General features: G+C 56.4%; 17 protein-coding genes and 1 tRNA gene. 16 read left to right on the forward strand and 2 right to left on the reverse strand.

Going from position 1 to position 21,957, the window contains the following annotated elements; all coding sequences use genetic code 11:
- Positions 1-22 precede the first annotated feature (22 nt).
- The 3 genes from AVO44_RS14950 to AVO44_RS14960 all read left to right on the forward strand — a co-directional run bounded on the left by AVO44_RS14950 (position 23) and on the right by AVO44_RS14960 (position 3,450).
- Positions 23-99 (forward strand) — tRNA-Met (locus tag AVO44_RS14950).
- Positions 100-1,007: 908 nt separating this feature from the next.
- Positions 1,008-2,531, forward strand: a complete 1,524-nt coding sequence (locus tag AVO44_RS14955) for a galactosyltransferase-related protein (RefSeq protein ID WP_157769992.1) — start codon at positions 1,008-1,010, stop codon at positions 2,529-2,531.
- Between the two features lie 73 nt (positions 2,532-2,604).
- Positions 2,605-3,450: a hypothetical protein gene (locus tag AVO44_RS14960; protein WP_068338386.1), complete on the forward strand. Its 846-nt coding sequence runs from the start codon at positions 2,605-2,607 to the stop codon at positions 3,448-3,450.
- Positions 3,451-3,458: 8 nt separating this feature from the next.
- Here AVO44_RS14960 and AVO44_RS21085 read toward each other — a convergent pair whose 3' ends face one another.
- On the reverse strand, positions 3,459-3,683 hold the full coding sequence (locus AVO44_RS21085; RefSeq protein WP_068338387.1) for a hypothetical protein: 225 nt from the start codon (positions 3,681-3,683) through the stop codon (positions 3,459-3,461).
- A 244-nt stretch (positions 3,684-3,927) separates the two neighbouring features.
- On the opposite strand from AVO44_RS21085, the gene AVO44_RS21090 reads away from it, so the two are divergent.
- Positions 3,928-4,215 (forward strand): hypothetical protein, encoded by a 288-nt coding sequence (locus AVO44_RS21090; RefSeq protein WP_157769993.1) that lies wholly within the window; start codon positions 3,928-3,930, stop codon positions 4,213-4,215.
- 220 nt (positions 4,216-4,435) lie between these two features.
- Positions 4,436-5,884, forward strand: coding sequence for a mannose-1-phosphate guanylyltransferase/mannose-6-phosphate isomerase (locus tag AVO44_RS14975; protein ID WP_068338389.1), 1,449 nt, complete (start codon positions 4,436-4,438; stop codon positions 5,882-5,884).
- 65 nt (positions 5,885-5,949) lie between these two features.
- Here AVO44_RS14975 and AVO44_RS14980 read toward each other — a convergent pair whose 3' ends face one another.
- Positions 5,950-7,116: a nucleotide sugar dehydrogenase gene (locus AVO44_RS14980; RefSeq protein ID WP_068338390.1), complete on the reverse strand. Its 1,167-nt coding sequence runs from the start codon at positions 7,114-7,116 to the stop codon at positions 5,950-5,952.
- A gap of 447 nt (positions 7,117-7,563) precedes the next feature.
- Here AVO44_RS14980 and AVO44_RS14985 point away from each other — a divergent pair, with 447 nt between their 5' ends.
- The 11 genes from AVO44_RS14985 to AVO44_RS15035 all read left to right on the forward strand — a co-directional run bounded on the left by AVO44_RS14985 (position 7,564) and on the right by AVO44_RS15035 (position 21,954).
- Positions 7,564-8,553, forward strand: a complete 990-nt coding sequence (locus AVO44_RS14985) for a BMP family protein (RefSeq protein ID WP_068338391.1) — start codon at positions 7,564-7,566, stop codon at positions 8,551-8,553.
- A 39-nt stretch (positions 8,554-8,592) separates the two neighbouring features.
- Positions 8,593-10,110, forward strand: coding sequence for an ABC transporter ATP-binding protein (locus AVO44_RS14990; protein WP_068338392.1), 1,518 nt, complete (start codon positions 8,593-8,595; stop codon positions 10,108-10,110).
- Positions 10,107-11,180, forward strand: a complete 1,074-nt coding sequence (locus AVO44_RS14995) for an ABC transporter permease (protein WP_068338394.1) — start codon at positions 10,107-10,109, stop codon at positions 11,178-11,180. The genes AVO44_RS14990 and AVO44_RS14995 overlap by 4 nt, the downstream gene beginning before the upstream one ends.
- A complete protein-coding gene (locus AVO44_RS15000; protein ID WP_068338396.1) occupies positions 11,180-12,121 on the forward strand; it encodes an ABC transporter permease in 942 nt (313 codons plus the stop codon). Before AVO44_RS14995 ends, AVO44_RS15000 begins: the two co-directional genes overlap by 1 nt.
- A gap of 8 nt (positions 12,122-12,129) precedes the next feature.
- A complete protein-coding gene (locus AVO44_RS15005) occupies positions 12,130-13,413 on the forward strand; it encodes an amidohydrolase family protein (protein ID WP_068338398.1) in 1,284 nt (427 codons plus the stop codon).
- Between the two features lie 148 nt (positions 13,414-13,561).
- Positions 13,562-15,139: an ABC transporter substrate-binding protein gene (locus AVO44_RS15010; RefSeq protein WP_068338400.1), complete on the forward strand. Its 1,578-nt coding sequence runs from the start codon at positions 13,562-13,564 to the stop codon at positions 15,137-15,139.
- Between the two features lie 104 nt (positions 15,140-15,243).
- Positions 15,244-16,809, forward strand: coding sequence for an ABC transporter substrate-binding protein (locus tag AVO44_RS15015; protein ID WP_068338402.1), 1,566 nt, complete (start codon positions 15,244-15,246; stop codon positions 16,807-16,809).
- An 89-nt stretch (positions 16,810-16,898) separates the two neighbouring features.
- Positions 16,899-17,876 carry an ABC transporter permease gene (locus AVO44_RS15020; protein WP_068338404.1) on the forward strand — a complete coding sequence of 326 codons (978 nt, stop codon included), beginning with the start codon at positions 16,899-16,901 and terminating at the stop codon, positions 17,874-17,876.
- Positions 17,873-18,823, forward strand: a complete 951-nt coding sequence (locus AVO44_RS15025; RefSeq protein ID WP_068338406.1) for an ABC transporter permease — start codon at positions 17,873-17,875, stop codon at positions 18,821-18,823. Before AVO44_RS15020 ends, AVO44_RS15025 begins: the two co-directional genes overlap by 4 nt.
- Before the next feature lie 4 nt (positions 18,824-18,827).
- Positions 18,828-20,537, forward strand: coding sequence for an ABC transporter ATP-binding protein (locus AVO44_RS15030; RefSeq protein WP_068338408.1), 1,710 nt, complete (start codon positions 18,828-18,830; stop codon positions 20,535-20,537).
- Positions 20,538-20,847: 310 nt separating this feature from the next.
- Positions 20,848-21,954 carry a saccharopine dehydrogenase family protein gene (locus tag AVO44_RS15035; protein ID WP_068338410.1) on the forward strand — a complete coding sequence of 369 codons (1,107 nt, stop codon included), beginning with the start codon at positions 20,848-20,850 and terminating at the stop codon, positions 21,952-21,954.
- The last annotated feature ends 3 nt before the right edge of the window (positions 21,955-21,957 follow it).

The raw sequence follows: 21,957 nt of genomic DNA on the forward strand, positions 1-21,957 counted from the left end.
GCGGTAGACCAAACCAAAGTGTCGCGGGATGGAGCAGCCCGGTAGCTCGTCAGGCTCATAACCTGAAGGTCGCAGGTTCAAATCCTGCTCCCGCAACCAGCATGGTCGAACAGAGTCTAGAACAAGCCGCCGCAGGGCGGCTTTGTTCATTCGGGGACGCCCCAATCATCGCCGCTAGGGCGCCCTCCAGTTCGATCTGCACGCCATCCCCTTCATGTTGGATCGTAACACGTTCGATTTTGCATCGCTTTGCTGATAAAAGATTCTGAAGCCTATTGCGTGGGCATTCCGGCGTAAAGTCGCCCATTTCCACTGTTTTTGACGTATTTGCTTAATAGGTGTGGCTTTGAACATTGACATGCGCACGCAAATATATGCTCCGTGCCTCTGTTGTAACAAAACATGCGAAAGTGATAGTAATAAGCTACATCACTATATGAAGAAGAGCGTTACGAAAAATAACTTGAACTGGAAATCAGATGCAGACTTCGAAAGAAATTGTTGCAAGCTTTAGCGATGCGCTCGCATCTGATAACGACTCATTAGCAGCGCGGGAAGGCGAGACGTTTCGCAGTTTGTTTAGATCACAACTATCTTCGCGCAATGCCAAGTCATCCGCCGCTATTTCCTCTCTGTATAACGAGGTACGTAACCGACCAGAAACTTGGGGTAACTTACCAAAATACGAAGATGCCGGTGATGAATACAAGCCGGACAACAGCATCGCCGCCGGTTTTTCGGTCGTTACATGTTGTATGAACAGAAATGACCACCTCGCTCAGTCCCTGCCAACATGGTTGGTTCATCCGGAAGTTGACGAAGTTATCATCGTAGATTGGAGTTCAAGGATTCCGGTTTCGATAACTCTTGACCAAGCCGGAATTCAAGACGCGCGTATACGAATTTTGCGAGTAGAGGATGAGGGCACTTGGATCTTATCCCACGCGTATAACTTGGGCTTTCGAGCGGCGAGCAGGGATAAGATCATAAAAGTTGACAGCGACATCATGCTTGATGCTGGTTTCTTTCAACTAAACCCGACCGACACAGCACGGTTAACCGCCGGAAACTGGCGGCAGGCTAAATCCGGACAGAGCCACGTGAACGGCTTTTTTGTTGTTGGGCGCGATGCGCTTCTAGCTGTAAATGGGTTCAACGAACGGATCGTAACCTATGGGTGGGACGATGACGACTTGTATGAGCGACTGACGAAGGCCGGTGTTCAAAGGAAAGACGTCGACCCCGATACGATCAGGCATATCGACCACTCTGACCTGCGACGGATTGAACACCCGAAATGCAAACCGCTGACCGGTTGGGACGAGATACAGACCTTTCCCCAGTTCTGGATCGCCCTGAACAGGCAGTACGCGTCTTCGTGTGCGCCTTGGGATGCAAGTTGCCCGATGACCGCTTTTCGCGTCCTTGGCGACTCCCCTCGCGAACTGAGGCTAAGGCGGAGTCACCCTTACGGAATCGACACAAACCTTATTGGCACACGCATCGAACGTGCCATAGCGGCCGTCAGCGCGATTGAAGATGCCTTCAGCGGCGTCGCCGTCACGGTGTCACCAGATGTCGTCGATTATGCCCTTATGACGCGTTCGCTGAAAGACGCCGTTGCCGCCATCAGCAACCAGTCCCTTCAACCTGTTGAGGAAACCAGTGAAGTTACCGCCCCGATCGGGCACCGAATTGACAGGCCAAGGCTTATCCTGGATGCCCAGCATGGGTTGGGGAACCGGCTACGCGCGATCGCCTCGGCCTATGCGTTCGCGCAGGTTCAGGACCGGGAATTGATTATCCAATGGGTTCGTGACGAACATTGTGATTGCAGCTTTGACTCGTTGTTCGACTTTGATGGCACCGTCGAAGACAGCCGAAAAAGCACCGCTGAAGACACTGTCGAAGTCGACCTGATGAACAAAGCGTTTCGTGACGCATTTGATCCTAACTCTTTGGTTCGCACAAACCGGGATGTGGTCATTCGGTCCGCTTACAGGTTTACATTTGGCAAACCCTACGACCCAATTGAAAGAAAGTTTCTGCGGACGCTCAAGCCGAGCGCGGACGTACAAACGCTCATCGACTCGGTGCGCAGCCCAAACGACATTGCTGTGCATGTGCGTATGAACGGGGGCGCTTCAACCGATCCTCATGGGGATGTACCGGGCGAATGGTCGCGTTCAGAAGACGAGATTTCCAGGCGGGCCCGTAGCCGATCGCATTATGGGTATTTCTTTAAACGCCTGGATGAATTGTTGGAGGAGGAAAGCACCCAGACAATTTTCCTTGCGTCGGACAACTCGGAATCCTACGGCGCCTTCAACGCAAAGTATGGTGATCGGGTAACCAGCTTACCAAGGACGGTGTATGACCGATCAGAAATGCAGCTTAAATTTGCACTGGCAGACGTGATATTGCTGTCGCGCGCACCGGTTTTATTGGGCAGCAATTGGAGTTCCTTTACAGAAATTGCGCATTCAATGTCCGAAAATCAACGTTTGGAAATTTCGGGGCAGCACTTTTAATATAGTCAAAATTTCAAGGGCATCCGTTAAATTAGCAATGCGTACTGATAAAACTGCCAGAGTGAAAATATAAATGAACGACAATGAAACAAGGAGCTTAGCCGTTGAGAAAGTTATCTCAGCGATTAAACAACCGGTGAGTGAGGTTATTGTTCTGGACGGCAGGCATCACTCGGATTGGTGCGCGGCGTATCAGCAGAACGCAATAGAACAGGTATCGCACACCACCTTTGGTAAGTTTACGCAGACGGCTCGTGACAATGTTGCCGAAAATAGTGTGCGAATTGTCCATGTTACCAAAGGTGTTCCCGCAAACAGTCTGAGCGAAGCAGAGCACAGCGTTAGTCTTCTAACGCAACGAGCGGACATAGTGGTTTTCTCGCCGGTTCCCGCTGCTGAGCAGGATGTTCAGGATTTGCTGATCTCGTGGCCCAGCTTTTGGGCCATGCTGTTTCTCGCCGAAGGCTTCATTCTGCGTGACGTTGTCCGCCCTGCTGTATGGGATAGTTACTACAGCGATTGGGACACGCTGCAGAGCACCATTGTTTTTACCAATTCCGCGTTGGGCGACGCTTGGCTGGACGTTGACGGCAATACCCTCAACTCGGTTGTCGATTATGTCCACCCCGCGTTGTTCGAGATTAGTCTGCAACGCCAGTTGGCATTACAGACAAGCGCGCTATTGTCATTAAATTCGGGTTCTACCAATCCCGACGCGCCCGGCGTGTCCGGAGAGTTCGGCTCAAATATCCATATTGCTTTACCCAAACGGTATTCGAAGAAAGAGTACGAAAAGAAACTTTTTCAGGAAAGCCGCAGCTGGTGGCAAGTCGCGGTTTTTTCTCCTTGGCGGATTTCGTATTGGGGTGATCTGTGGCGTTTGCAGCGGCGAACCAAGCGTCGAATGAAAGCTAAATAGCTGGGCTGTTATGCCCCGAATCGCGCATAAATCACTTTCTGCCAGGTTTTTTTACCAAAATCCGCGTCAGTGTTTGAAACCCGTATCTGCATGACAGCTTGATTGAGCTGGAAAACCTTCAGCGCAATGGTATCCAAGTCGAAATTCGCGGTCGTGTTTGCTGTTCCACATGTACACTGTTCCTCGGCCTTGACGGAATCTGCATCGATCCGGACACAGTTTTTGGTTTCCACGGCCCGTCCCGCAGCGGAAGACGCTGGGCAGAAAAGGACTTTGACTCCTTCAGCAATGTCATGGCGGATTACTGCCCTGAGCCGTTGAAGTCATGGTTCATGAACAAAGCACGCAATCGGATCAATGGCGTTTATGATGCTGCTGCGCATTCTCAAAGATTCCCAATGCCACGGCCCGCGATGGCTTCGAAATGGTGGATTGCAGACTCTAGCCTCGTTTGGAGTTCGTGGGGTGCGGCCCGAAATGAGCGGCGATGCACTGGCCGAGTGTCGGGACAACCTGCAAGAGGTGATGGGTGCATCGATACACCAGTGGATGACGGAGTTGAGGACATACGACCTGTCGCGCAACGTTCTTGTGGCGCATGCAGGTGCTGATCCTGACGTCGCACCGAGCGAGCAATCTGACACTGTCCTTGTCTGGGGACATCCATCCTTTCAGTCTACAGATCGCCGAGATGATGTTTGGGTTGTCCATGGGCATACGATCGTCCCCTGTGGCCGAAGCGCGACGGGGGCGTATTGCCATTGATACAGGCGCTTTCGCAACAGGTGTCCTGAGTGCGGTCTGCCTGGATGGAGGCGACTCCAGATTTCTGATGGCACAAGTCTGAAGGGTTGCTTCTTCAGGGCCGATCCGGTGCAATTCTGTCGCTAGGCTTGCTTTTTCAAGTTGAAGCAGAGCAAAATCTTGTAAATGCAAGTTACATCCAATAGGGCCTGTACAATATACGTCAGGTTTCGAGCTTATCATGATGATCACTCCTGTCCTCCTGTGCGGAGGGTCCGGAACACGTCTTTGGCCGCTGTCCCGGAAAAGCTATCCCAAACAGTTTGTACCGCTTGTGGGGGATGAAACTCTTTTTCAGGCCTCTGCCCGCCGTCTTTCGGGCACAACCGAAACGCTTCAGTTTTCAGCGCCCACTGTTTTGACCAACTCGGATTTCCGATTCATCGTTGCCGAGCAATTGCAGGCCGTCGGTATTGATCCCGGCGTCATTCTGATCGAACCCGAAGGCCGCAATACCGCTCCGGCGGTCTTGGCTGCCGCGTTGCACTGCCATGCCGAAGACCCGGCAGCGGTGCTGCTGGTCGCACCCTCTGATCACGTTGTGCCAGACGTTGCCGCATTTCACGCCGCTGTCGCGCGTGGCATGGAAGCCGTCGCGCAAGGGCAGTTGGTCACATTTGGTATTACTCCGGCGCATCCGGAAACCGCTTACGGGTATCTTGAGTTGGCAATCACGCCCGACAGTAGTGGATCGCCTGTTCCTTTGAAGCAGTTTGTTGAAAAACCTGATTTGGCGCGCGCGACCGAGATGCTGGAGGCTGGGAATTTCAAATGGAATGCCGGGATTTTCCTGTTCCGTGCCTCTGACATGATCGCCGCCTTTCGGGAATATGCACCGGAATTGATGGCTCCGGTAGAAGAGGCCGTTGAAACAGCCAAACCCGATCTGGGTTTTCTGCGCCTGAACCCGGACCCCTGGGGGCAGGCCAAGGATATCTCGATTGACTACGCAGTGATGGAGAAGGCAACGAACCTGTCCGTTGTCCCTTTTGATGCGGCCTGGTCCGATCTCGGCGGCTGGGACGCGGTTTGGCGTGAAAGCGGGCCAAATGCCGATGGTGTCGTGACCGGCGGCGCGGCGACAGCGATCGACTGTCAGAACTCGCTTTTGCGGTCGGACAGCGATCAGTTGGAACTGGTGGGTATTGGTCTGGACAATATCATCGCGGTTGCAATGAATGATGCGGTTCTGGTGGCGGACTCTTCGCGTGCGCAGGACGTGAAGGCAGCCGTGACTGCCCTTAAGAAAAAAGGCGCGCCGCAGGCAACCGCTTTCCCGAAAGACCACCGCCCCTGGGGGTGGTTCGAAAGCCTTGTGGTCGGTGAGCGGTTTCAGGTGAAACGCATTCACGTGCACCCCGGTGCGTCGCTCAGTCTGCAAAGCCACTTTCACCGGTCAGAGCATTGGATCGTGGTCGAAGGGACAGCCCGCGTAACCATCGATGATCAGCAGCAATTGGTGACCGAGAATCAGTCGGTCTATATCCCGCTGGGAGCCGTTCACCGCATGGAAAACCCCGGCAAGGTTCCGATGGTCCTGATCGAGGTTCAGACCGGCGTGTATGTCGGTGAGGATGACATCGTTCGCTACGAAGACAAATACGCACGCGGTCAGGGCGCGAAGGGCTGACGGGTCAAATCCCGCTGCTAGACTTTAGTTGGTGGGGTTTTGTGTACTAGCCGCACGCAATGTCTTTAATCCGCGCCAAACAAGTCGCGGGTAAAGACCTTATCTTGCACATCACTTATCTCGTCCGAAAGGCGGTTAGCGACGATCAGGTCCGCCTGCTGCTTGAAGGCATCAAGATCGCGGATCACGGGTGAGTGAAAGAAATGCTCCGTCGACAGTACCGGTTCGTAGACAATGACCTGTATGCCCTTGGCCTTGATGCGTTTCATGATGCCCTGAACTGAGCTTTGACGGAAATTGTCACTGCCTTCCTTCATGACAAGCCGATAGATGCCAACCGTTTTCGGACCTTTCATCAGGATTTGATCACTGAGGAAATCTTTGCGGGTGCGATTTGCATCGACGATGGCCCGGATCAGGTTCTGCGGGACGTGATTGTAATTTGCCAGCAACTGCTTGGTGTCCTTGGGCAAGCAATAGCCGCCATAACCAAAAGACGGGTTGTTGTAATGCGTACCGATCCGCGGGTCGAGGCTGACGCCTTCTATGATCTGGCGTGGATCCATCCCACCGGCCAGAGAGTAGCTGTCGAGCTCATTGAAAAAGGCCACGCGCATCGCAAGGTAGGTATTGGCGAAAAGCTTGATCGCCTCGGCTTCATCCGGACCCGTGAACAGAACCGGCACGTCCTTGTCCAAGGCCCCCTCTACCAACAGGTCGGCAAACACTCTGGCGCGGTCAGACCGTTCGCCGACGATGATCCGGCTGGGATGCAGGTTGTCGTACAACGCGCGGCCTTCGCGCAGAAATTCCGGCGAAAAAATAACATTTTCAGTTCCGAATCGCGCACGCGCCTCAGTAACAAAGCCGACGGGGATGGTCGATTTGATCACGATCACAGCACCAGGGTTCAGCGCAGTGACCTGTTCGATCACCGCCTCGACCGAGCTGGTATCGAAATAGTTGCTGCGCGGATCATAGTTGGTCGGTGTAGCGACCACGACAAAGTCCGCCCCGACATAGGCAGTTTCTGGATTTGTAGTGGCCGAAAGGTTGAGCGTGCGATTGCTCAGAAAATCTTTGATTTCAGCATCCTGGATGGGGCTCTGGCGCTGGTTGATAAGGGCCACACGATCATCAGATACGTCAAGGGCCACCACTTCGTGGTTTTGTGCAAGCAGCACCGCGTTGGACAAGCCGACATAGCCGATACCGGCGATCGCGATTTTCATATCGCTGTTCCTTGTGTAACCAGAACCCTAACACCCGGCCCGACCATAATCATGTTTTTACTGTCTGATAAGCTCTTGAAACAATTCAGGGCGATTATTCGGCTCGACCCTTTGTCGCATGCAGTTTTGCACGGCGACTCGGCTAAAGAAGTAACTTTGTAAAACCGATGCAATACTCACTAAAATTACCTTGGTCTCCTGCGAAAACAGCAAACGCAAAAAAACCGCTTTTCCAACGCTGTTGCCTTCTTTCGGTATTAGATCGTGCCGGGCCAAGTCGCCTTAGTGCCTCCCCAGTTCGAAGCTGTCCTGCGTCTGGACAGGCTGTGTTAATGCCAGCAATTCCACCGGCAGAACTGCAGCCGGGCTGAAATTGGTCGGTCCTAGTACGAAAAAATTGACTGAAAAGACGAAAAATGCTGCCATCTCGCCACACAGGAGAGTGTTATGAAAAAAGCTAAATTCTCAAGACGAATGCTGCTGGCTGCGACCGCGGCGATATCTACCTTATACTCCGCCGGTCTGGCGGCGGCAGAAACTGTCAAGGTGGCGGCGATATATACTTTGCCGGTTGAACAGCAATGGATCAGCCGCATTCACAAAGCTCTGAACACCGCTGCCGAGAGGGGCGACATTGAATATGTGTTCTCGGAAAACGTCGCGAACACGGATTATGAGCGTGTCATGCGTGAATATGCGGAACAGGGCGCTCAGTTGATTGTGGGCGAGGTTTTTGGCCTGGAACGCGCGGCACGCAACGTGGCAAAGGACTATCCCGACACCGCGTTTCTGATGGGTTCGTCCTTTGGACCGGTGGCGCCTAACTTTTCGGTCTTTGACAATTGGATTCACGAACCGTCTTACCTGACCGGTATGGTGGCCGGGTCGGCGACTGAGTCGAACGTTATCGGTATGGTCGGCGGCTATGCGATCCCCGAAGTGAACCGCCTGATGAACGCTTTCATGGATGGCGCGCGTGAGGTGAACCCGGATGTTACCTTCCTGGTGACCTTCATCGACAGCTGGTATGATCCACCTAAAGCAAAAGAAAGCGCCATCGCGATGATGGATGCGGGGGCTGACATCATGTATGCCGAACGTTTTGGCGTTTCGGACGCGGCGGTGGAGCGTGGTGTAAAAGCAGTGGGCAACGTCATCGACACTTCGGGTGACTATCCGGGTACGATCATGGCATCTGCCCTTTGGCATATGGAGCCAACAATCGACAGGGCCATTGCCAATGTTGCCGATGGGTCATTCGAAGCAGCAGATTACGGCCAGTACAGCTTTATGGGCTATGGCGGTGGCTCACTTGTTCTGGATGAGGAACTTGTTTCAGCCGAAGTCATCGAGGCGGTGAATGCCCGCCAAGCCGAGATTCTGGACGGTCTGTTTCGTGTAAACGTGAACGACGACCGCCCGGTTTCTGACAATTGATTACTTTTGGGCCGGTCGTCGTGCCGGCCCGCAGTCCCAATGAAAGACTCCACAGTTCTAAAGCTTAACGGGCTGAGCAAGCGGTTCGGTCCGGTCATCGCCAATGACAATGTCAGCCTGACCCTGAACAAGGGCGAAGTTCTGGCGTTGTTGGGTGAAAACGGCGCGGGCAAGACCACGCTGATGAATATGTTGTTCGGGCATTACCTGCCCGATTCAGGCACGATCGAGGTCGCGGACGACTCGGGTTTCCTACACCCGCTGCCTCTGGGGCATCCGCAGGTCGCGCTCGCCGCGGGCGTGGGAATGGTCCACCAGCATTTCACACTGGCCGAAAACATCTCGGCGCTGGACAATATCACCTTGGGGTCAGAACCCTTGTTTGCGGTGCGTCGCAATCGACGTGCCGCTCGGCGCAGAATCGAGTCTATCATGGCACAAAGCGGCTTGAATGCGCCGTTAGATTTGCCTGTTGGACGCTTGTCCGTTGGTGAAAGACAAAGGATTGAGATTCTAAAGGCCCTGTACCGGCAAGCCCGTGTTCTGGTGTTGGACGAACCCACGGCTGTGCTGACTCCGCAAGAGGCCGATGCCCTGTTCGAAAACATCCGAATGATGACGAACGAGGGGCTGTCGGTCATTTTCATCAGCCACAAACTGCGTGAGGTTCTGGCCTTCTCCGACCGGATCGCCGTGCTGCGCCACGGTCGCAAGGTGGGCGAGATGGCGACTTCGGACGCGGATGAGAAATCCATCGCGCGGTTGATGGTCGGTGCTGAAACGCCTGAACTCGCAAGCAGCAGGATGGCGCCGGGCGCGCCGGTTCTGACGTTGTCGGGTATCTCGGTCACAGGCCGTTCAAAGCGCGATACGCTCAATGAACTAAACCTGACTGTGCATGCGCATGAAATCCTGGGAATCGCCGGGGTGTCGGGAAATGGTCAGAGCGGGCTGGCCAATGTGATCTCAGGAACCACAGAGCCAGAACAGGGTCTAATCAAGGTTAATGAAACCAACATTGGAGCTCCGAACCCCACTGCGATGGTGCGCGCGGGCGTCGGTCGCATTCCCGAGGACCGTCATCGCGAAGGCATCGTCGGGGCGATGAGTGTTGCGGAGAACATGATAATCGAGCGGCTGGATGACCCTGATGTGCAGTCGCGCGGTCTTTTGCGGCGCGAGGCGATACAGGACAACGCGGAACGTCTCGCCAAGGCCTATGACGTGCGCGGACCGGGAGTGGATGCGCCGGCACGCCTGTTGTCTGGCGGCAATATCCAGAAACTCATCCTAGCCCGTGTTTTTGAGCGTTCCCCCAGCCTGATCCTTGCCAACCAACCAACGCGTGGTCTCGATATGGGCGCTGCGGCCGAAGTCGGGCGTCGCCTGCTTGAGGCGCGCGCGCGCGGCGCGGGTGTCGTGCTGATTTCTGAGGACCTTGATGAAATCTTGGGCCTTGCCGACCGGATCATGGTGATCCGCGACGGCGAATTGCACGAGGCCCCCAGTCGCGATCGGGAACAGATCGGGCTGATGATGGCAGGAGAACCGGCATGATCCGTATTGAGCCGCGCCAGACACAGTCGCGCGCTTTCGCAGTGGGTGTCCCGATCCTGTCTGCCGTGATCGCCCTGGCCTTCGCTGCTATTCCTTTGCTGGCTGCCGGGGCGAACCCAATCCAGGCGTATGGCGAGATGTACAAGGGTGTTTTTGGCTCAGTTTTTGCGTTCTCCGAAGTTCTGACCCGCGCTACGCCACTGATTTTTACCGGTTTGGCTGCCGCTTTGGCGTTTCGCGCCAAACTCTGGAATATCGGTGCCGAGGGGCAGCTTTATCTGGGGGCGATGGCCGCCGTGGCGATTGGATCAGGAGTTTTGGATGTACCCGGCCTCTTGCTTCTGCCTCTGATTGTCGTCCTGGGTGCAGCGGCTGGTGCGGCGGGGATGGTTGCCCCGACCTATCTGAAAACGCGCTTCGGCGCGGATGAGGTCGTGACGACGCTGTTGTTGAATTTCATCATTCTCATCTTTGTGCAGATGATGCTGGAAGGCCCGCTGCAAGACCCGATGAGCCTGGGCTGGCCGCAATCTGCCCCGATTCTGGATCAGGGAATGCTGCCCCCGCTGATCGAGAGGATGCGGGTTCATTCCGGGCTGATTTTGGCTCTGATACTGGCTGGTTTGGCTCAATTCATGCTGGCGCGCTCTGTCTGGGGCTTTCGTTTGCGGGCTGTGGGGGAAAACGCTGCCGCCGCGCGCCATGCCGGAATCAATGTGAAACGCTCGCTATTTGGCGTTGCCATTCTATCGGGCGGTGTGGCCGGCCTGGCCGGTGTCAGTGAAGTCGCCGGGCTGAAAGGATACCTTACATCGGACCTGTCCCCCGGCTTTGGGTACACGGGAATCGTCGTGGCGATGCTGGCGGGTCTGTCACCTGCAGGCGTGGTGATCGCGGCGTTGTTCATTGCGTCCGTTTTTGTCGGGGCTGACAGCATGAGCCGCGCCATGGGCGTGTCATCCTTTCTGGCTGATCTGGTCGTATCAGTTTCGTTGCTCTGCGTGCTCGTCGGCAGTTTCTTCGCTCGATACCGGGTCGTGCGGGCCAGCACCACGAGGGCAGCGTCATGATGGATATTCTCAACATCCTTCTGTCCGAAAGCTTTTGGGCCGCGTCGCTGCGCATCGCAACGCCGCTGATCTTTGGTGTCTTGGGCGCGCTGATCTGCGAGAGGGCGGGCGTGCTGAACCTTGGGATTGAGGGTATCTTTGTCGTCGGTGCGATGTGTGGCTGGATGGCGGTTTGGCTTGGCGCGGGGCTGTGGGGTGGCGTTTTGGTCGCGGCGCTGGCCGGGGCTTTTTTCGGCCTGCTGCACGCCATTCTGACGGTACCACTTGGGCTGTCCCAGCACGTTTCGGGCCTGGGGATCACGCTGTTTGCCACGTCGGTCAGTTACTATACGTACCGAACCGCGCTGCCGAACGTTTCCTCACCACCAAGAATCGAGCCGTTCCAGCCGCTGGACTTGCCGATGCTGTCCGATTTGCCCTTTTTAGGGACTGTTTTGTTTCAGCAAACCGCGTTGACATGGCTGGCCCTTTTGTTGGTGGCTGTGGTCTGGTACGTGATGAACCGCACCGCGCTGGGCGTGGCCCTTCAGGCGGTCGGGGACAACCCCGACAGTGTCGACGCGCAAGGTTTATCGGTCTACGGGCTGCGGATTGGCGCAATAGTTGTCGGATCGGCCCTTATGGCGCTGGGCGGGGCATTCCTGACGATGAGCGCGTTTGATGCGTTCTTCTTCGGGATGGTCAACGGGCGCGGCTGGGTTTGCATCGCGCTGGTGATTTTTGCCAGTTGGAGACCGGGCAAGGCTTTGCTGGGCGCGCTACTGTTCGGCGCGTTCGATGCCTTGCAGGTGCGCCTGCAGACCGAGATCGGGGCGCTGGTGCCCGGCCAGGTGTTCCTAATGGCACCCTATGTCCTGTCGATCATCGCGCTCGTCGTCGCGGCGCGGTCGGCGGATTATCCGCGCGCATTGCTTACCCCCTGGTTCAAAGGCCAAAGATAGGAGCCTGCATGTTCGACCTGATCGTAAAAAACGCCACCTTGCCTGATGGACAGACCGGGGTGGATATCGCCTGCATGGATGGCAAGATCGCTGCGGTTGAGCAATCGATCACCGCCGAGGCGCAAGAGGTTATGGATGCCGGGGGGCAACTGGTCTCTCCACCTTTCGTAGACCCGCATTTCCACATGGATGCGACCTTGTCGCTGGGTACGCCGCGCATGAACGTGTCAGGCACCCTGTTGGAGGGGATCGCGCTCTGGGGTGAGTTGAAGCCGATCCAGAGCGTTGACGATATCATCACCCGCGCCTTACGCTATTGCGAGCTGGCTGTGGCCAAGGGTATCGGCGCAATCCGCAGTCACGTAGACACCTGCGATGACGAACTCAAGGGTGTGCAGGCCTTGCTTGAGGTCAGGGAACAGGTGAAGGACTATCTTGACCTGCAACTGGTCGCTTTCCCGCAAGACGGGGTGCTGCGTGACCCTACCGCCATGCAGAACACGATCCGCGCCCTAGATATGGGTGTAGACGTGGTGGGCGGTATTCCGCATTTTGAGCGTACCATGGCCGATGGGGCCGAGTCCGTGCGCCTGCTGTGCGAAATCGCAGCTGAGCGTGGGTTGATGGTCGACATGCATTGCGACGAAAGCGACGATCCGCTGAGCCGCCATATCGAGACTTTGGCCTATGAAACCCAACGTTTGGGTCTGAATGGCAGGGTTGCGGGATCGCATCTGACGTCCATGCATTCAATGGATAACTATTATGTCTCAAAGCTGATCCCGCTGATGGTTGAGGCCGGGGTGCATGCTATCCCGAACCCCCTGATCAACATTATGTTACAAGGTCGGCATGACGCCTACCCCAAACGCCGGGGCCAGACCCGCGTGCGTGAACTACGCGATGCCGGGATCACCGTTGGCTTTGGCTCGGATTGCGTCATGGATCCGTGGTACTCATTGGGGAAGGCTGACATGCTGGATGTCGCCTTTATGGGGTTGCACGTCGGGCAGTTGTCCAGTCGGGCAGACATGGGCTGGTGTTTTGATGCGGTGACCGAAAACTCTTCCCAGATCATGGGGTTAGAGGGGTATGGCATTGCCAAAGGATGCGCGGCGAATTTCGTTCTGCTGCAAGCCAGCGACAGGATTGAGGCGATCCGGCTGCGCGCGCATCGGCTGGCTGTTGTGCGCAAGGGGCGCATCATCGCGCGGTCAAACCCGGTCAAATGCGACCTGAGCCTGCCTAATGGAACAAAAACCCTGGACGAGGCGCGGGTGCCATTCAGTTGATTCGGGGTATTTTCCCCCGCGTCTTCATTTTCAAACACAATCTAGTGTTGCAACTGCTGAACTGATCTGGATGATCGGGTTTACTACGGCCGCAGCAAGCGGCCGGCCGTTGCAATGACGGCGCTAACAATAAACCGGGGAGACTATAATGATCCTAAGAAACCTGATGATTGCCGCCAGCGCCACTGCGTTGATGGCGGCAAGCGCGTCTGCTGAAACTTTGCGCTGGGCGCGGGCGGGTGACTCGCTGACGCTGGACCCGCATGCGCAGAACGAAGGCCCAACTTCGGCGCTGGCGCACCAAATCATGGAAACGCTGGTGATGCGTGACCATTCCGGCGCACTGGTTCCGTCATTGGCCACGGAATGGGCGCCCTCGGAAGACAATCCCAATATCTGGGTGTTCAAGTTGCGCGAAGGTGTGACCTTCCATGATGGTGCCGAGTTTGACAGCGAAGACGTTGTCTTTTCGTTGGACCGTGCCAGAACACCGGATTCCGACTACAAAGAATTGCTGGCCTCTGTGAAAGAGGTGCGCGCGACCGATAAATACACGATCGAGATCGAGACCGACGGTCCGAACCCGATCATGCCCAACAACCTGACCAACATGTTCATGATGGACAAAGGTTGGGCCGAGGCGAACAACGCCGTCAAGGTTCAGGACTACGAGGGCGGCGAAGACACGTTCGCGGCCAAGAATGCCAACGGCACCGGACCTTACATGCTGGTCAGCCGCGAACCCGATGTGAAAACCGTTCTGGCCGCTTACGACAACTATTGGGGCAAAAATGAGTTCCCGCTGGAAGTGACCGAAATCATCTATACCCCGATTCAGAACGCAGCCACTCGCGTTGCCGCCTTGCTGTCGGGTGAGGTCGATTTCATTCAGGACGTGCCTGTGCAAGACCTTGAGCGTGTTGCCAGCGCTGATGGTCTGGACGTCCGCACCGCGCCGCAGAACCGTGTCATCTTCTTTGGTATGAACATGGGGGATGCGGACCTCGCCAATGACAATGTCGAAGGCAAGAACCCATTGTCGGATGTTCGCGTGCGCCAGGCCATGTCCCAGGCGATCAACCGCGATGCGATCAAGCAGGTCGTGATGCGCGGTCAGTCGGCCCCGGCGGGCATGATCGCTCCACCGTTTGTGAATGGCTGGAATGAGGCGATGGACAGCTCGACCACCGATATTGAAGGTGCCAAAGCCCTGATGGCCGAGGCTGGTTATCCGGACGGGTTCTCCATTCAGCTTGACTGCCCGAACGACCGCTACATCAACGATGAAGCGATCTGTCAGGCTGCGGTTGGTATGCTGGCGCAGATCGGGATCACCGTAAACCTGGATGCCAAACCGAAAGCGCAGCACTTCCCGCTGATCAACAACCTGGAAACCGACTTCTACATGCTGGGTTGGGGCGTTCCGACCTATGACTCGGAATACATCTTCAACTTCCTCGTTCACACGAAGGGTGAAAAATACGGCTCGTGGAACGGTACGCGCTACAGCAACCCGGAGCTGGATGCCAAGATCGTTGCTCTGGCGTCGGAAACCAACCTGCCTGAGCGTGACAAGCAGATCGCTGAGATCTGGCAGGTTGTTCAGGACGAACAGCTGTACATCCCAATCCACCACCAGGTGCTGAACTGGGGTATGAAGTCAAACGTGGGTACTGTGGTCGAACCGGAAGATTCGCCCAAGATCAAGTACTTCACCCTGAACTAATGACTCAGAGTCAGTGATATGGCAGGGCGTGATCATCGCGCCCTGCCTTTTGTGTTACCCTTCAAGAAGACGCCCCGTTTCGGGGCACATAGGGAAGTTCCGCCATGATCTTCAGAAACAGCGCCGTTGGTCTCGCGATGCTTATCGCCACCAGCGCTCAGGCCGCCGAGTTCAAATGGGCCTCGACCACCGATCCGCAGACGATGGACCCGCACGCGGTTAACTCTGCTCCGGTTCTTGGCTTTCTCAACAACGTCTACGAAGGGCTTGTGCGCCGCGATAAGGACATGCAGGTGGAACCAGCCCTTGCGGTCAGCTGGGAACCAATCGGTGACGGCGAAGGTTGGCGGTTCAATCTGCGCGAGGGTGTGACCTTTCATGATGGCAGCACATTTGATGCGCAGGACGTTCTGTTCAGCTATGAGCGCGCCTCGGGCGAGGCGGCGGATACCCGTAGCTGGTTCGCTCCGATCCGTGAGGTGAAGGTCGTTGACGAGTATACCGTCGATTTTCTGACCACCGCCCCGAACCCGCTGTTCCCGTCGTCTATCGCTAACTGGATGATCATGGATCAAGGCTGGACCGAGGCCAATTACGCCACTGTGCCCGACAAGGAAACGGGAAATTATGCCACGCTGAACGCCAATGGCACCGGCGCATTCAAAGTTACCGCGCGCGAACCGGGACTTCGCACTGTACTTGAGCCGTTCGCAGGATGGTGGGGTAAAGCTGAACACAACATCACCCGCGCCGAGTTTACCCCGATCCAGAACCCTGCCACCGCCGTTGCGGCCCTCCTGTCAGGTGACGTGGATATGATCAACCCGGTGCCAATTCAGGACGTGGCACGCTTGCAGGGCAGCGACGGTGTTGATGTCATTCAGGGCATTGAGGCGCGCGTCATTATGCTGGGATTCGATCATGAGGCCGAGACGCTGAAATACACCGGGGATGAGGGGAAACCGAACCCATTCCGCGATCCGCGCGTGCGGAAGGCCGTAGCGCATGCTGTGAATGTCGATGCAATCCTCGCCACCATCATGCGTGGGAATGCCGAAGCAGCCTCGCAACTCGTCAGCCCGGCGATGAGCGGGTATTCGCAGGCCAATGCCGAACGCCCGGCCTTTGATATCGACGCCGCTAAGGCCTTGCTGATCGAGGCAGGCTATGGCGATGGATTCTCTTTCGGTCTGAAATGTCCCAATGACCGCTACCTGAATGATGAAGCGGTCTGCCAGGCTGTTGCCAGCATGCTGGCACAGATCGGGATTACAGCAGAGCTGGACGCCATGCCTGTCCGCAACTACTGGCCCGAACTGCGCGAGGACAATTACGACATGTACCTGCTGGGCTGGAGCCCGGGGACCTTTGATGCGGAACATCCGGTGAGATTCCTGGTCGCAACACCCAACGAAGAGAAAAAGCTGGGCAGCTGGAACTTCGGCGGTTTCTCGAATGAACGGATCGACGCGGTGCTGCCTTTGATCCAATCAGAGTTGGACGCCGAAAACCGGCAGGCCATGCTGGATGAGGTCGCGCAGATCATTCAGGCAGAACAGGTTTATGTGCCGCTTTATGTCCAACCGTTGCTGTGGGGGACGCGCAGCAATATCGATCTGACACAACGCCCGGACAATTTCTTCCTGCTGCGCTGGGTGACGGTAAACTAATTGGCGGGAACGTGACGTCTGGATGTTGGCGATAACTTGACCACTTGGTCAGCACTGGCCTAGACAGACAGATCAACGGGGAAAAGTGAATGTTCGCATATATTGTCCGAAGGATGTTCCAATCCGTGATCGTTCTGCTGGTCGTGGGTCTGGTAGCATTTTCAATGTTCCGCTTTGTCGGCGATCCGATCGACAACATGCTGGGGCAGGAAAGAACACAGGCCGACATCGACCGCCTGCGTTCAGAGCTTGGGTTGGATCAACCATTCCCGGTGCAGTATTTCAAGTTCCTGCAAGGCGCGGTTCAGGGCAATTTCGGTGTGTCTTATCGGCAGGGCCGCCCGGTTTCCACCATCATAGCCGAGCGTGCGCCCGCGACGTTGGAACTGGCCTTTGTCTCCGGTGTCCTCGCGATCACACTGGGCATCGCACTGGGGGTCTTCACGGCGATCCGACGACAAGGGGTGGCGGCGAATGTCATCATGACGGTGTCCCTGATCGGAGTATCCTTGCCCACCTTCCTGATCGGCATCTTGCTGATCTACATATTCTCGGTTGAGCTTGACCTCCTCCCCAGCTTCGGGAGGGGCGAGACCGTTATGATTGGCAACTGGTCCACGGGGTTTCTGACGACCTCGGGGCTCAAGGCACTGATCCTGCCCGCGATCACGCTGGGTCTGTATCAAATGACGCTGATCATGCGGCTGGTGCGGTCGGAAATGCTTGAGGTGATGCGCGCAGATTACGTCCGCTTCGCCCGCGCCCGAGGGTTGTCGGACCGGGTGATCAACTTTCGCCATGCGCTCAAGAACACGTTGGTGCCGGTGATCACCATTACGGGCTTGCAGCTGGGCTCGATCATCGCCTTTGCCATCATTACCGAGACGGTGTTCCAGTGGCCCGGTGTGGGGCTGTTGTTCATCAACGCGATTCAGTTTGTCGATATCCCCGTCATGGCCGCTTATCTGATGCTGATCTCGGTCATGTTCGTCACGATCAACCTGATTGTCGATCTTCTCTACTATGCCATTGACCCGCGCCTGCGTGTCGACGCGAGGGCCACATGACCGATACCATCGAAACCCCGACAGCCGCGCCCAAATCGCGTTTCGCCAAATTCTGGGACAGCGATTTCGCGTGGTCGTTTCGACATTCGCCTGTGGCGATCATTGCGTCGCTTGTGGTGATTGTACTGGCGTTGGCGGCGATTTTCGCACCGCTGATCGCGCCCTATAACCCGTTTGATCCGGCAACACTGAACCTGATGAACGGATTTACGCCCCCGAGGACGCCAAACGCATTCACGCAAGAGACATTCCTGATGGGCACCGACGATCAGGGGCGGGATGTATTCTCGACCATCCTTTACGGCATGCGCATTTCGCTGTTCGTCGGTGTTTCGGCTGTTCTTCTGGCGATGATCATTGGCGTCATCCTGGGGTTGATGGCCGCTTACTTTGGCGGCTGGACCGAAACCATCATCATGCGCATCGCGGATGTTCAGCTGACGTTTCCGGCCATTCTGGTGGCCATGCTGATCTTTGGTATCGCCAAGGGCGTGACCCCGCCTGAATACCGGAATGAAATGGCAATCTATGTGCTGATCATCGCCATCGCGCTGTCCGACTGGGTGCAATTCGCCCGCGTGGTAAGGGGTGCTGCGCTGGTTGAGAAGAACAAGGAATATGTGCAAGCGGCCCGTTTGATCGGGCGTGGGTCGATCCCCATCATGTTCCGCCATATCCTGCCAAACGTGCTTAGCCCGGTTCTGGTAATCGCCACGATCTCGCTGGCGCTGGCGATTATTGCCGAGGCAACGCTCAGCTTCCTTGGCGTCGGTGCCCCGCCGACCCAGCCGTCGCTGGGAACCTTGATCCGTATCGGGCAAGGCTTCCTGTTCTCAGGTGAGTGGTGGATCCTGTTCTTCCCGGCCTGCACCCTTCTGGCGCTTGCGTTGTCAGTGAACCTACTGGGCGACTGGCTGCGCGACGCGCTGAACCCCAAGCTGCGGTGATTTCATGAGCCTTCTGACGATCAATGACCTGACGGTCGAATTCCCGACGCGCCGCCAGCTGTTTACTGCAGTGGACCACGTGGATCTGTCGGTCGAACCCGGTGAAATCCACGGTCTGGTAGGCGAATCCGGTGCTGGTAAATCCACCATAGGCGCCGCGATCATGGGCCTGCTGGATCGCCCCGGCCGTATCGCCAGCGGCACGATCAAGCTGAGCGGTGAACAGATCAGCGGTCTGGATGCCGAGGCGATGCGCGGGCTGCGTGGCAAGAAAATCTCGATGATCTTCCAGGACCCGCTGACCTCGCTGAACCCGCTGTTCACGGTGCGTGAGCAGTTGGTAGAGACGATACAGGCCCATCTGGGCGGTTCGGACGCCGAGGCGAACAAGCGCGCCCGTGACCTGATCGACCGGGTGGGTATCCCTGACCCCGATACGCGATTGGATCAGTACCCGCACCAATTCTCAGGCGGGATGCGGCAGCGCGTGGTGATTGCTCTGGCGCTATGTACCGAGCCGGATGTGATTATCGCGGATGAGCCGACGACGGCGCTGGATGTTTCAGTTCAGGCGCAGATTCTGGATCTGATCAAGGAACTGGCGACCGAACGTCAGGTCGGCGTGATCCTGATTACGCATGACATGGGTGTAATCGCGGACACCACCGACAAAGTTACCGTCATGTACGCGGGTAAGGTGGTTGAGACTGGCCCGACGTCACAGGTCATGGGGCGTCCCAGCCATGAATACACCAAGTCGCTCATTGCTGCTGTACCCCGCCCTACGCTTAAGCTGCATCGCTTTCCGCAGATCAGCTATGGCGGGCGTGAGACGCGCTTCGCGATCGAGGATATGGCCCGTCACTGGCCGAAGGTGGACAACGACACCTCCAAGCCAGTGTTCGAGATTCGCGACCTGACCAAGAAATTCCTGCAACGCAAAGGTCTGCTGCCTTGGGATCGCACCTATTTCACGGCAGTGGATCAGGTCAGTTTTGACATCCGTGCGGGTGAGGTTTTTGGTGTCGTGGGCGAGTCCGGCTCGGGCAAGTCTACCGTCGCCCGGATGATCGCGGGGCTGTATCCGGTGGATGGCGGAACCATCACGTTCGAAGGGCAGGTGGTGAGCGACCTGAAAAACCGGGCGGCCCTGGATGCATATCGCAAGAACATCCAGATGATTTTCCAGGATCCGTATTCCTCGCTCAATCCGCGTATGCGGGTGGATGATATTGTGGCAGAACCCATCCGCCATCACCGTCTGATGGACGGCGCCGATATCAAGCGCCGCGTTGATGAGCTGCTGGATCAGGTGGGGCTGGGACATGAGGCGGGGCTGAAATACCCGCATGAGTTCTCGGGCGGTCAACGTCAGCGAATTTCGATTGCCCGCGCGCTGGCCACGCAACCGCGTTTCCTGATCTGTGATGAGCCCACAAGCGCCCTCGACGTATCGATACAGGCGCAGATCCTGAACATCCTGAAGGATTTGCAAGAACATCTGGGTCTGACCCTCCTGTTCATCAGCCACGACCTGCCCGTGGTGCGCCAGATGTGCGACCGGGTCGCAGTGATGAAACAGGGCAAAGTTGTGGAATTGCAAGAGACCAACAGCCTCTTCGCCAATCCGCAGACCGAATATGCCAGTGAGTTGCTTCGCTTGATGCCGCGATTGGACGACCTGTCGACCGAAGGACTCAGCGCCGAGGGTTAGGCCGCCGGTCAATATGGCAGGCGCCCTAACTTTGTTCATGGCTTGGGCGCAGCCTGCCATCATGTGGGCTCTGCTACACGCTTTAGGGCTCCAAAAGCGGGTGTTCGGGGAACAAACCTCGCTTGGAGTCTCGCTTTTGCCTCGGCATACCAGAGGTTTGCCTTGCGCATGCCCATCTTTATCTGCCCCCGACATTTCGCCGAATTGGTCGGCATAATGACGTAACTTTCGACGCTTTCGTCAAGAATGACCCTGCGGTTCGAACAGCCCAAGCCTCATACTTTTGAGAAATCAAAAAAGGAGGCGCGTTTTGAGCTGGAGTATTTGTGTCATAGGGGCAGGTAAGATCGGTCAGATGATCGCCAGCCTGCTGCAATCATCTTCCAATTACTCGGTCACGGTTGCCGATCGGGATTTGGCTGCGCTGGCGGTTCTCAACAAACAAGGGATTGCAACCCGGCAGATTGATGTGGGGGATGAGGCGCAATTGGCGCAAGGATTGGCGGGGTACAATGCAGTAATCTCGGCTGCTCCGTTCTTTTTGACGCCAACAATTGCAAAGGCGGCCAAGACCGCAGGCGCAAACTACTTCGACCTGACCGAAGACGTGGCCGCCACCAATGCCGTGCGCGCTTTGGCCGAAAACAGCGAAACAGCGTTCATGCCACAATGTGGCCTTGCGCCGGGCTTCGTCGGAATTGCAGGGGCTGCCCTGGCGGATGAGTTTGATGAGCTTGACAGCCTGCACATGCGGGTGGGTGCCCTGCCGCTGTATCCGACCAACGCTTTGAAATACAATCTGACGTGGTCCACGGATGGGTTGATCAACGAATACTGCAACCCCTGCGACGCCATCGTGAATGGCGAACGTGTAAAGACCGCACCTTTGGAAGACTATGAGGTCCTGGGCCACGACGGGGTGGAGTATGAATGCTTTAACACATCCGGTGGTTTGGGCACGCTGCCTGAAACGTTGGAAGGCAAGGCGCGCGCAGTGTCCTATCGCTCGATCCGTTATCCCGGGCATTGCGATATCCTGAAGCTGCTGCTCAAGGATCTGGGGCTGGAGCGCCGCCGCGATTTGCTGAAGGACATCTTTGAAACCGCGCTGCCGCGCACGGATCAGGATGTAGTTCTGGTTTATTGTACCGCAAAGGGCATGATCGACGGGGCGCTGCGCGAGAAATCCCTGATCAACAAATCCTTTGCGCGTAGCCTTAACGGGCAGGTCTGGAGCGCCATTCAGATCACCACTGCCGCTGGCGTTCTGGGCGTGGTTGACCTGATGCGGACCGGGGCCGTGCCCAGCAAAGGGTTTGTTCGACAGGAACAAGTGAAACTGTCCGACTTTCTCAACACCGAATTTGGCCGGCTGTATCGCGCCGGCGACGAAACCAATCAGAACAAGGCGGCCTGAGAT

Origin of the sequence: Ruegeria profundi (assembly GCF_001507545.1) — a bacterium.
GTDB classification, from domain to species: Bacteria; Pseudomonadota; Alphaproteobacteria; order Rhodobacterales; family Rhodobacteraceae; genus Ruegeria; species Ruegeria profundi.